The organism is Microbacterium sp. NPDC055988 (assembly GCF_042269505.1).
Taxonomy (GTDB): Bacteria; Actinomycetota; Actinomycetes; order Actinomycetales; family Microbacteriaceae; genus Microbacterium.
This window is the reverse complement of record NZ_JBHJXY010000001.1, coordinates 2,328,619-2,340,007: the sequence shown is the minus strand read 5'-3', so window position 1 is coordinate 2,340,007 and position 11,389 is coordinate 2,328,619. Positions and strand designations below refer to the sequence as shown.

Sequence of the window (11,389 nt, the reverse complement as noted above, 5' to 3'; positions counted from 1 at the left end):
AGGCGGGACGTCGGAGACCACTCAGCCATGGGTTCGTCTCTGATGTCCCGCCTTCGCGGGTTTGCAGGGCACGAGGCCCTGAAGGTGCCGGCTCCCCCGAACCGGCACCGGTCTGGGGGTTACGCCTTCGCGAGGCGGTAGCGCAGCGAGGCCAGCTCGGCGCGCAGCGCCGCCGGAACCCTGTCGCCGAAGGTGTCGTAGAACTCCTCGGTCAGGTCGGCCTCGGTCTGCCACGCCTCGGCATCGACGGCGAACAGCTCGTCGAGGTCGGCGGCGGGGATGTCGAGCCCGTCGAGGTTGAGGTCCTCCACGCGCGGCAGGCGTCCGATCGGGCTGTCGACCGCCGGGACGTCGCCGGAGATGCGGCGGATGATCCAGTCGACGACACGCGAGTTGTCGCCGAAGCCGGGCCACAGGAACCGGCCGTCGTCGCCGCGGCGGAACCAGTTCACCTGGAAGATGCGCGGCGCCCGGTCGAAGCGCAGACCACGACCGACCTTCAGCCAGTGACCGAAGTAGTCGGCCATGTTATAGCCGCAGAACGGGAGCATCGCGAACGGGTCGCGGCGGAGCTCACCGACCGTGCCCTCGGCTGCTGCCGTGCGCTCCGACGAGATGTTCGAGCCGAGGAAGACGCCGTGCGTCCAGTCGGTGGCCTCGACCACGAGCGGGACGTTGCTGGCGCGGCGCCCGCCGAACAGGATGACATCGAGCGGCACGGCCTCTTCCCAGTCGTCGGAGATCTGCGGGCACTGCGCCGCCGACACCGTGAAGCGGGAGTTGGGGTGCGCGGCCGGACGACCGGAGTCGGGCGTCCAGTCATTGCCCTCCCAGTCGACCAGGTTCGCGGGAGCCTCGTCGGTCAGACCCTCCCACCACACGTCGCCGTCCGGGCGGAGCGCGACGTTCGTGAAGATCGTGTTCCCCCACAGCGTCTCGACTGCGGTGACGTTGGTCGACTCGCCGGTGCCGGGGGCGACACCGAAGAAGCCGGCCTCAGGGTTGATCGCCCACAGGCGACCGTCTTCGCCCGGGCGGATCCAGGCGATGTCGTCGCCGAGGGTCTCGACCTTCCACCCCGGGATCGTGGGACGGAGCATGGCGAGGTTCGTCTTGCCGCACGCCGAGGGGAACGCGGCAGCGACGTGGTACGCCTTGCCCTGCGGGTCGATCACGCGGATGAGCAGCATGTGCTCGGCGAGCCACCCCTCGTCACGGGCGATGACCGAGGCGATGCGCAGCGCGAAGCACTTCTTGGCGAGGATCGCGTTGCCGCCGTAGCCCGAACCGTAGGAGTAGACCTCCAGCGTCTCCGGGAAGTGGACGATGTACTTGTCGTCGTTGCAGGGCCACTCGGCATCCTGCTCGCCCGGGCCGAGAGGGGCGCCGACCGTGTGCACCGTCTTGACCCAGGGCGCACCCTCGGCGATCTGACGCGTGACGGCGTCGCCGACGCGGGTCATGATGCCGATCGAGGCGACCGCGTAGGCGCTGTCGGTGATCTGCACGCCGATGTGCGAGAGCGGGCCGCCGACGCGTCCCATCGAGAACGGCACGACGTACATCGTGCGCCCGCGCATCGAACCCTCGAAGATCTGGTCCATCTTGGTGTGCATCTCGGCGGGGTCCGCCCAGTTGTTCGTGGGGCCGGCATCCTCTTCGCGCTCTGAGGCGATGAAGGTGCGTCCCTCGGTGCGGGCCACGTCGCTGGGGTGCGAACGGGCGAGGTAAGAGCCGGGACGCCACTCGGGGTTGAGCTTGATGAGCTTGCCCTCGTCGACCAGGCCGCGCAGCAGCCAGTCGTTCTCGGCGCGGGAACCGTCGACCCAGTGCACGGAGTCGGGCTGGGTGAGCGCGCGGATCTCCTCGACCCACGCGGCCAGCTCGGCCATGGCGGGGGTGTCATACGTCGGAGCCGCGCCGAACGTACGCGTCGGTGCGACGGGAGACGTGCGGGGGGTGAAGACTTCGGCGAAGGCCATGACGTGTGCTCCTTTGAACTGTGGGGCGTTGCACCTATCTTCTTCCGCTTCCGGCCGGACTTTCGGACAAATCAGGCGATAAGAACCGCGATTCTTTCGCTACACTCAAGGAATGGCGTCCTCCGGCATTCACCTCACGACTCTCGGTCACCGCATCCGACACCACCGGCAGGAGAAGGGGTTCACCCTCGACGAGCTCGGCGCGCTCGTCGGCGTCGCCGGGTCGCAGCTGAGCCTGATCGAGAACGGCAAGCGCGAACCCAAGCTGTCGCTGCTGCAGGCGATCGCGCACGCCACGAGCACCGAGGTGACCGACCTCATCTCGGGTGAGCCGCCGAACCGTCGCGCCGCCCTCGAGATCGAGCTCGAGCGCGCACAGGAGAGTCCCGTCTTCCGTCAGCTCGGTGTCGCGCCGGTGCGCGTGACCAAGGGCATGAGCGACGAGACGATCGAGTCGGTCCTCGGACTGCACCGCGAACTGCAGCGCCGCGAGCGCGAAGCCATCGCCACCCCGGAGGAGGCGCGGCGCGCGAACACCGAGATGCGGCTGCGCATGCGCGCGCAGAACAACTACCTCCCCGAGATCGAGAAGCTCGCGGAGAAGCATCTGAAGGCCGCCGGTCACGTGCAGGGCGCGCTCACCCACCGCACGGTCAGCATCATGGCCGAGAAGCTCGGCTTCGAACTGATCTACGTCAACGACCTGCCGCATTCCACCCGATCGGTCACCGACCTCGAGAACGGGCGGATCTACCTTCCGCCGGCGTCGATCCCCGGCGGGCACGGCCTGCGCTCGATGGCACTGCAGGCAATGGCACACCGCTACCTGGGGCACACGCCCCCGACCGACTACGCCGACTTCTTGCAGCAGCGACTCGAGATCAACTACTTCGCCGCGTGCTGCCTGATGCCGGAGACCGCCGCCGTCGCGTTCCTGCAGCAGGCCAAGAAAGATCGCAACCTCGCGGTCGAGGACTTCCGCGACGCATTCGGCGTGACGCACGAAGGTGCGGGCATGCGCATGACGAACCTGCTCACGCAGCACCTCGGGATGTCTCTGCACTTCCTCCGCGTGGACGCCACGGGCGCGATCACCCGCGTCTACGAGAACGACGACCTGCCGCTGCCCATGGACGTCACCGGCGCAGTGGAGGGACAGCGGGTGTGCCGCAAGTTCCAGGCGCGCGCCGCGTTCACGCAGCAGAACCGCACCACGGAGCATCACCAGTACACCGACACCCCCTCCGGCACGTTCTGGTGCTCGACGCAGACCGGGGCGTCCACCGACGGGGAGTTCTCCATCACGGTCGGCGTCCCCTTCGACGACGCGCGCTGGTGGCGCGGCCGCGAGACCAGCGATCGCGCGGTGTCCACCTGCCCCGACGAGTCGTGCTGCCGGCGGCCGTCCGCCGAACTCACCGAGCGCTGGAACGGCAAGGCGTGGCCGAGCGCGCGCGTGCACACGCACATGTTCTCGCCTCTCCCCCGCGGCGCGTTCCCCGGCGTCGATGACAACGAGGTCTACAACTTCCTCGGGCGGCACGCGAGCGAGTGATTAAGATATATTCAATTCACTCATTCATTTTCCCGAGGGAGACCTGTGACCGAGCCGACCCCCGCAGACGCACCTGACGCGGAGACCTTCACCTCGCGGCGCCACCGGATCGTCGTCGGCGGTCGCTCGCTCGACTACACCGCTGGGGCGGGCACCGTGATCGTCCGCGACGACGAGCACCGCCCCCTCGCGAGCGTCTTCTACACCTCGTACGTCGCCGATCGCGAAGACGGCGCCCCCGCACGCCCCGTGACCTTCCTCTTCAACGGCGGGCCCGGCTCGGCGAGTCTCTGGCTCAACATCGGCGGCTTCGGCCCCAAGCGCACCCCCACGAACACTCCCCTTGCCACGCCGCCTGCCCCGTACACGAGCGGCGACAACCCCTACACGCTGCTCAGCGCCTCGGACCTCGTGTTCATCGATGCGCCCGGCACCGGATACTCGCGTCTCCTCGGCGACGCGACCCCGGCCGAGCTCTGGGGCGTCGACCAGGACGTCGACGCCTTCGCGAAGGCGATCACGCGGTGGCTCACGATCACGAACAACTGGAACGCGCCGCGCTTCCTGTTCGGCGAGTCCTACGGCACCACGCGCGCCGCAGCGCTGGTGCACCGGCTGCAGAACCAGGGCCTCGACTTCAACGGCGTCGTGCTCCTGTCGACCGTGCTGAACTGGGGCGAGAGCAACCTGGGCGGCCCGCGCGAGTACATCAATCTGCTCCCCTCGTACGCGGCGACCGCCTGGTACCACGGCAAGGCTCGCACCGCACACACCGAGCTCGAGCCGCTCCTGGTGGAGGCGCGCGAGTTCGCACAGGGCGCGTTCGCGGAGGCGCTGCTGCGCGGCGATCTGCTGCCCGCCGACCTCGAAGAGGCCGTCGCCGAGCGCATGAGCGCCCTCATCGGGCTCGACGCCGACTACCTGAAGAAGCACCACTTCCGCATCGGAATGGAGCAGTACCGCTACGCGCTGCTCGCCGACGAAGGACGCGTGATCGGCCGCTTCGACACCCGCTTCACCGCCGAGCACCAGTACGTCGTCGGCAACGGCTCGCACGACCCGGCCACCGACGACGCCGCCACGGCAGGAGTCAACAGTGCGCACCTCTCGACGTACCGCGCCCACCTCGTGGACGACATCGGCTTCACCAGCGACCTGCACTACCGCCACCTGCACAACATGCCCATCTCCCGCGCCTGGGACTGGAAGCACAAGGCACCGGGCGTGGATGCCCCGCAGCTGGTGCCGGACGTCTCTCTCGACCTCTCCGCCGCCGTACGCCGCAACCCGAACCTGAAGGTCTACGTGATGGGCGGCTTCTACGACCTGGCCACCCCCTTCTTCGGGCCCGAGGTCGACGTCGCACACCTGTATCTGGCGCCCAGCCTGCGCGAGAACATCCGCTTCACGTTCTACGAGTCGGGCCACATGACCTTCGTGGACGAACGGGCGGTGGAGCGCATGAAGAGCGACCTCGACGACTTCTACCGCAACGCGACGACGCACGGATGATCGAGCTCGAGGCCGCGGGTCGGATCGGCGACCTGGCCTACACCGCACGCCTCGAGGAGCTCCCGCTGCGGCGCTCGGACGGCTCCGCGCAGGGCACTCTGTCCGCCTTCAGCTACACGGTGGACGGGCCGGATCGCCCCGTGCTGTTCCTCACCAACGGCGGTCCGGGAGTGTCCTCGCTGTATCTGCACCTGAGCGGGATCGGGCCGATGCGCGCACAGGTCCCCGTCGACCTCGCCGATGCCGGGCATCCTCCCTACGGCGTGGAGGAGAGCCCGTCGACGATCCTCGACGTCGTCGACCTGGTGTTCCTCGATGCACCGGGCACCGGATTCGGAGCCTTCACCGATGACGCCGAGGCGTCTGCCTTCCGTTCCGTGGAGGGAGACGCCGACGCGATCGCCGCCGCCCTCTCGGACTGGGTCGACCGGCACCAGCGATGGAACGCCCGGAAGTACTTCCTCGGTGAAAGCTACGGCACCCTGCGCGCGGCATTCCTCGCCACCTCATCGCACAGCATGGACACCGCGCCCGTCGACGGGCTGGTGCTGCTGGGACAGGCCGTCAACATCCAGGAGACGCTGGATCGTCCGGGCAACGTGGTCGGAGCCCTCGCCAACCTGCCGTACAAGGCGGCGACGGCCTGGCACCACGGCGTCGGCTCGCGCGAGCATGCGACGGTGGAGGAGGCGATCGACGCCGCTCTGGACTTCGCCCGCGGCGACCTCGCGACGGCGATGCTGCAGGGTGACCTGCTGCCGGACGACGAGCGCGCCGCGATCTCGGAGCGCCTCTCGCGGATGATCGGGATTCCCGCGGACGAGCTCGCCGACGATCGATTCTGGGTCAGCAAACAGGACTTCCGATCGCGTCTGCTCCCGGGGCGCGTGCTCGGGGTGACCGACAGCCGGTACTCCGCGCCGGCGGCCGACCGCCGCACCGGGGAGATCGAGTACGACCCCGCCGATGTGGCGCTCTCCCCGCGGTACGTGGCGGGGCTGCAGCAGCTGCTGCGCCGCGTCTTCGGCGCCGCCCCCGAGCAGCCGTATCGCGTGGTCGACCCCGAGGCGGGCCGCGACTGGGAGTGGGAGGAGCAGGGCGGGCCGGAGTTCGTCGCCTACGGGCGCCCCTCCCCGTTCCACACCTACCCGTACCCGGCGAGGTTGTCGCGCTGGATGAAGCAGACACCGCGCGGGCGCCTGTTCATCGGCACCGGCGTGTACGACTCGCTCACCACGGTCGGCGCGGCCGACCACCTGCTGCGGCACTGGGGCCTGCCGCGCGAGCGCACCGAGATGCACGAGTACCGCGCCGGGCACATGATGTACAGCGACCCCGAGGTCGCGGTGCGCCTGAACGCCGATCTCCGCGCGTTCCTCACCCGCTGAGCGACGCGACCCGTGCCGCGGATCAGGCCGTGAGCGTCTCGAGCGCGAACGCCGCCAGCGCGGCGGCCTGATCCGCGAGCACGGCATCGTCGAACACGACCGTCGGAGAGTGGTTCGGTGCCGCCGACTCGAGGTCGACCTCCGCCGGCGTCGCCCGCAGGAACAGGAAGGCCCCCGGCACCTGCTCGAGCACGAAGGAGAAGTCCTCCGACCCCATCACGGGGTGCGCGGTCTCCCACACGCGCTCTTCGCCGAAGAGCCGCTGCAAGGTGCCACGCACCCGCTCCACAGCGCGCGCGTCGTTCACGGTGGGAGCGCACAGCACGGTCACGTCGACCTCGGCCGTGCAGCCGTGGGCGGCCGCGATCTCGCGGGCGAGGGCCGGGATCTCCTCCTGCACGCGTGCGCTCGACTCGTGCGACAGCACCCGCACCGAGGCGACGAGCGTCGCGGTGTCGGAGATGATGTTGCGGGCCGGGCCTCCGGCGTGCAACTGCGTGACGCTGAGGACGACCGGGTCGAACACGTCGAAGCGTCGGGTGACGAAGGTCTGCAGCGCGGTCACGAGCTCCGCGGCCACCGGCACGGGGTCCCGCGTCAGGTGCGGGGCCGAGGCATGGCCGCCGGAGCCCGTGATGGTGATCTCGACCTCGATCGCGCCGGCCATGAGCGCGCCGGGCCGGGTCGAGAACACGCCGTACTCCCCCGGCACGACATGGATGCCGAAGGCGGCGACCGGTCGAGAGCCCGTGGTCTCGAGGAGTCCGTCGGCGAGCATCCGCTTCGCCCCGTCGCCGAGTTCCTCGCCCGGCTGGAACATCAGCAGGACGTCGCCGTGGAGCTCGTCGCGGCGGCCGGCCAGCAGGTGCGCGGCCCCGATGAGGCCGGCGACGTGCAGGTCGTGCCCGCAGGCGTGCATCCGCTCGCCGGACGCCGCGTAGTCGAGCCCCGTGTCTTCGGTGAGGGGAAGCGCATCCATGTCGGCGCGCAGCAGCACCGTGGGGCCGGGATGGGCACCGCGGACGACGGCGGCGATCGAGCTCAGTCCGGCACCGAGCACCACGTCGAGCCCGAGCGGCTCCAGCGCCTCGAGCACGCGCCGCTGGGTGCGCGGCAACTCGAGACCCAGCTCCGGGTCGGCGTGGATGGCGCGGCGCAGGGCCACGAGCTCGGGCAGCAGGGCCTGGGCGTCGTCGAGCAGGGTCATTCAGGATCCGATCGAGTGGAGGAGACTGTCGGTGCCGGCGTTCTGGATGCGCGGGATGGCCGCCACGAGCGCCTGGGTGTACGGATGCTGCGGGTTCGTGACGATGGCGTCGGCGTCGCCGTGCTCCACGATCTCGCCGCTGCGCATCACGGCCGTGGTGTCGGCGATGTAGCGCACCGCGGCGAGGTTGTGGGTGATGAACAGCACCGACAGCTCCAGCTCCTGCTGCAGATCGCGCATCAGGTTCAGCACGGCGCCCTGCACCGAGGCGTCGAGAGCGGAGGTGATCTCATCGGCGATGATCAGCCGCGGCCTCACCGCGAGGCAGCGGGCGATTGCGACGCGCTGCCGCATGCCGCCGGACAGGCTCGAGGGATGCAGTTCGGACACCCCCGGCTTCAGGCGCACGAGTTCGAGCAGCTCCTTGACGCCGGCGGCACGAGCCTTGGCGTTGCCGGTGCCGTGCGTGGCCAGGGCCTCATCCAGGGTCTCGCCCACCGACATGCGCGGGTTCAGCGACGAGTACGGGTCCTGGAAGATCATCTGCACATCTCGGGCGTGGGCGCGGCGGTCGCGGCGCCCGACGGCGAGGTCCTTGCCGTCGAGCAGGATCCGGCCCGAGGTCGGCTTCTGGAGCCCGGCGACCGTGCGCGCGACGGTGGACTTGCCCGACCCCGATTCGCCCACCAGTCCCACCGTCGTGCCGTGCGGCACCGTGAGCGAGACGTCGTCCACCGCGTTCACGGCATGGGGCCCGCGACCGAACGTGACCACGAGGTTCTCGATGACGAGATCGGCCATCATGCACCCGCCTTCGCGAAATCGTCTTCGTGCACGCCGACGTCCTGCGGGTGCCAGCACGCCACACGTCCGGAGCCGTGCGCGACGAGCTGAGGGGTCTCGGTGCGGCAGAGCTCGGTGGCGAACGCGCAGCGCGGCGCGAACGCGCAGCCGACCACCGGCTGTGCGAGGTCCGGCGGCTCTCCGGGGATCGTCGCGAGCGGTGCGGTGCGGTCGGTGTCGAGATCGGGCAGCGACTCCGCCAGCGCGCGGGTGTAGGGGTGCGCCAGCCGCTCGGGTTCTGCGAGGTGGCGCACGTCGACGTCTTCCACGATCCGGCCGCCGTACATCACCAGGATGCGCTGGCAGAGCTCGGCCAGCACCGCGATGTCGTGCGAGACGACGATCGCCGCGGCCCCGGTCTCCTCGCACTCGCGGCGGAGCAGGGCGAGCACCCGCTGCTGCACCGTGACGTCGAGCGCCGTGGTGGGCTCATCGGCGATGATCAGCCGCGGCTTGCCGATCTGCGACATCGCGATGAGCGCGCGCTGACGCATGCCGCCGGAGAACTCGTGCGGGAACTGCTTGGCCCGACGCGCCGGATCCGTGATCGACACGGCCGCCAGAGCGTCGACGGCCGCGGCATCCGCTTCCCGTCGCGTCGCCTTCTGGTGCACCCGGGGCACCTCGGCGAGCTGCGTGCCCACGCGGAGTGCCGGGTTCAGCGCGGTGAGCGAGTCCTGGAACACGACGCCGACCCGGGTGCCAAGCTTCTTCGCGGCGCGCTCGCTCGACAGCCCGGACAGCTCCTCGCCCGCGAAGGTGAGACGCTGTGCGCTGACGGCGGCACCGGTCGGGGCCAGCTGCGCGATCGCCATCATGGTGACGCTCTTGCCGCTGCCGGACTCGCCGACCACGCCGACGATCTCGCCGGGCGCGATGCGGAACGAGACGTCCTGCACGGGGCGCACCCAGCCGTGCTCGCCGGGGAACGAGACGCTGAGGCCGGCCACGTCGAGCAGCGGTTCGACCTCGTCCGTCCGCTCCTCGGCCGCGCCGGTCGAGGAGACGCGGGCCGGGTCGCCGAGCTCGCGGGCGCTGAGCGTGCGGGTGCGTCCCCGGCCGCGCATGTGGGAGGCCAGGGCCTCGCCGAACATTCCGAACATGATGCCGGCGAGCACGACCATCACGCCGGGGCCGACGATCGCGGACGGCTGGCTGTAGACCTGCTCGAAGCCTTCGCTGAGCAGGCGACCCCAGTCGTACTCGGGCGGCTGTACGCCGACGCCGAGGAAGCTGAGGCTCGACAGGGCGAGGAGGCCCCCGCCGATCGAGATCGTGACGTTGACGATCACGGGCTCGGCGATGTTGGGAAGGATGTAGCGGGTGAACTGACGCGTCTTCGACACTCCGAGCAGGCGGGCGGCCGCCAGGTACTCCGAGCCGCCGACGCGTGACGAGAGCGTCTGCGCGAGCCGGGCGAACGACGGCGTCATGGTGAGCGCGAGCGCGATCACGGCCGTCGTGGATCCGGTGCCGAGCAGGATCACGGTGAGCATCGCCACCAGCAGCACCGGGAAGGCCAGCCAGGTGTTGATGACCGAGCCGAACATGCGCTGCACGCGCGGACCGGCGACCACCGGCAGCGCGCCCAGGATCAGCCCGGCCACGGCACCCAGTGCGGTCGCGGTCAGCGCCATCACGAGCGAGAGCCGCGTGGCCACGAGCGTGCGCAGCAGCAGGTCCCGCCCGAGAGCATCGGTGCCCAACGGGTGCTCGGCGCTCGGCGGCTGCAGGAGGTCGGTCGGCGACGGGGTCTCGGCCTGGGTGCCCCACAGCATCGGGGCGAACACGGCGAGGAGGGCGAAGAGGGCGATGAAGGTCAGCGAGATCAGCGCCATCGGCGACTGCAGCAGCCAGGAACGCCGCCGGTGCGAGGAGGTCATGCGGTCTCCAGAATGGTCGTGCGACGGTCGAGGATGGCGAGCACCACGTCCACCAGCAGGTTCACGACGAGGATGATCGCCGCGTAGACGATCGCGAGCCCCTGCACGATGCCATAGTCCTTGGTGATGATCGCCTGCACGAACGCGCTTCCCATGCCCGGCCAGTTGAAGACCCGCTCGACCAGGACGCTGCCGGCGATCATCGTCGCGAGCAGGGCGCCGCCGAGGGTCAGGGTGGCGGTGAGCATGTTCGGCAGCGCGTGCCGGAAGTACACCATGGCGGCCGGGAGCCGCTTGGAGCGCGCGGTGCGGATGTAGTCGTCGCCGAGCACGTTGAGGGCTTCGACTCGGGCGATGCGCGACAGCGACGCGGAAGCGCCGAGTGCGAGCGCGAGAACGGGGAGGATGTACGACTGCGGTCCGCTGATGCCCGCGACCGGGAGGAGCGGGATGGTGATGGCGAACAGTGTCAGCAGCACGACGCCGATCAGGTACTCCGGCACGGCGGCGAAGAAGCCCGTCACCGAGGTGAAGGCGACCTCGACGGGGCGACGGCGGTTGCCGGCGGTGAGGATCGCGATCGCGAGCCCCAGCGGGATCGCGATGAGGAGGATCACGACGAACGCGATGCCGGCGAGTTGCACGGTGGCGGGGAGCCGGTACTCCACCAGCTCGTTCACCGATCGCCCGGTGATCAGGGAGACGCCGAGATCGCCGTGGAACACGATGCCGGTCAGGTAGTTCCAGAACTGCACCACGAGCGGCTCATCGAGACCGAGCTGCGCCCGGCGCTCCGCCACGACGGAGGCGGGTGCGGTCGGCCCGAGAGCCGCGCGGACCGGGTCTCCTCCGGCGGCGCGGAGGACGACGAACGCCGCCGTCACGATCACGAACATCGCGATGAGCATCCGGCCGATGCGCCGGAGGAGGAAGGGGACCCAGCGGCCGCCGCCGCGGCGACCACCCCGAGGGGTGGCCACCACGACGGTCTTCGGCCGCGTCACGATCTGCGACGTCAT

The 11,389-nt window shown here is 70.1% G+C and carries 8 protein-coding genes; 3 read left to right on the top strand and 5 right to left on the bottom strand.

Going from position 1 to position 11,389, the window contains the following annotated elements; all coding sequences use genetic code 11:
- Positions 1-119 precede the first annotated feature (119 nt).
- The gene (locus ACFC14_RS11180) at positions 120-1,982 is read right to left on the bottom strand and encodes a phosphoenolpyruvate carboxykinase (GTP) (protein ID WP_376104255.1); all 1,863 of its coding nucleotides are present in this window, start codon (positions 1,980-1,982) and stop codon (positions 120-122) included.
- Between the two features lie 112 nt (positions 1,983-2,094).
- On the opposite strand from ACFC14_RS11180, the gene ACFC14_RS11175 reads away from it, so the two are divergent.
- Genes ACFC14_RS11175 through ACFC14_RS11165 form a run of 3 tightly spaced genes read left to right on the top strand, consistent with a single transcriptional unit; the run spans position 2,095 to position 6,437 of the window.
- Positions 2,095-3,537 carry a helix-turn-helix domain-containing protein gene (locus ACFC14_RS11175; RefSeq protein WP_376104252.1) on the top strand — a complete coding sequence of 481 codons (1,443 nt, stop codon included), beginning with the start codon at positions 2,095-2,097 and terminating at the stop codon, positions 3,535-3,537.
- A 45-nt stretch (positions 3,538-3,582) separates the two neighbouring features.
- Positions 3,583-5,049, top strand: coding sequence for a S10 family peptidase (locus tag ACFC14_RS11170; RefSeq protein WP_376104250.1), 1,467 nt, complete (start codon positions 3,583-3,585; stop codon positions 5,047-5,049).
- On the top strand, positions 5,046-6,437 hold the full coding sequence (locus ACFC14_RS11165; protein ID WP_376104247.1) for a hypothetical protein: 1,392 nt from the start codon (positions 5,046-5,048) through the stop codon (positions 6,435-6,437). The genes ACFC14_RS11170 and ACFC14_RS11165 overlap by 4 nt, the downstream gene beginning before the upstream one ends.
- A 22-nt stretch (positions 6,438-6,459) precedes the next feature.
- Here the strand turns inward: ACFC14_RS11165 and ACFC14_RS11160 are convergent, their stop codons facing one another.
- Genes ACFC14_RS11160 through ACFC14_RS11145 form a run of 4 tightly spaced genes read right to left on the bottom strand, consistent with a single transcriptional unit; the run spans position 6,460 to position 11,389 of the window.
- Positions 6,460-7,644 (bottom strand): M20 family metallopeptidase, encoded by a 1,185-nt coding sequence (locus ACFC14_RS11160; RefSeq protein ID WP_376104244.1) that lies wholly within the window; start codon positions 7,642-7,644, stop codon positions 6,460-6,462.
- The gene (locus tag ACFC14_RS11155) at positions 7,645-8,448 is read right to left on the bottom strand and encodes an ABC transporter ATP-binding protein (protein ID WP_376104241.1); all 804 of its coding nucleotides are present in this window, start codon (positions 8,446-8,448) and stop codon (positions 7,645-7,647) included.
- Positions 8,445-10,370: a dipeptide/oligopeptide/nickel ABC transporter permease/ATP-binding protein gene (locus ACFC14_RS11150; RefSeq protein WP_376104239.1), complete on the bottom strand. Its 1,926-nt coding sequence runs from the start codon at positions 10,368-10,370 to the stop codon at positions 8,445-8,447. The genes ACFC14_RS11155 and ACFC14_RS11150 overlap by 4 nt, the downstream gene beginning before the upstream one ends.
- Positions 10,367-11,389, bottom strand: coding sequence for an ABC transporter permease (locus tag ACFC14_RS11145; RefSeq protein ID WP_376104236.1), 1,023 nt, complete (start codon positions 11,387-11,389; stop codon positions 10,367-10,369). The genes ACFC14_RS11150 and ACFC14_RS11145 overlap by 4 nt, the downstream gene beginning before the upstream one ends.

What these genes read in the sequence shown, in the direction of transcription:
- ACFC14_RS11180 (WP_376104255.1), bottom strand. Translation starts at nt 1,982, where the DNA reads ATGGCCTTCGCCGAAGTCTTCACCCCCCGCACGTCTCCCGTCGCACCG.
- ACFC14_RS11165 (WP_376104247.1), top strand. Translation starts at nt 5,046, where the DNA reads ATGATCGAGCTCGAGGCCGCGGGTCGGATCGGCGACCTGGCCTACACC.
- ACFC14_RS11155 (WP_376104241.1), bottom strand. Translation starts at nt 8,448, where the DNA reads ATGATGGCCGATCTCGTCATCGAGAACCTCGTGGTCACGTTCGGTCGC.
- ACFC14_RS11160 (WP_376104244.1), bottom strand. Translation starts at nt 7,644, where the DNA reads ATGACCCTGCTCGACGACGCCCAGGCCCTGCTGCCCGAGCTCGTGGCC.
- ACFC14_RS11150 (WP_376104239.1), bottom strand. Translation starts at nt 10,370, where the DNA reads ATGACCTCCTCGCACCGGCGGCGTTCCTGGCTGCTGCAGTCGCCGATG.
- ACFC14_RS11175 (WP_376104252.1), top strand. Translation starts at nt 2,095, where the DNA reads ATGGCGTCCTCCGGCATTCACCTCACGACTCTCGGTCACCGCATCCGA.
- ACFC14_RS11145 (WP_376104236.1), bottom strand. Translation starts at nt 11,389, where the DNA reads ATGACGTCGCAGATCGTGACGCGGCCGAAGACCGTCGTGGTGGCCACC.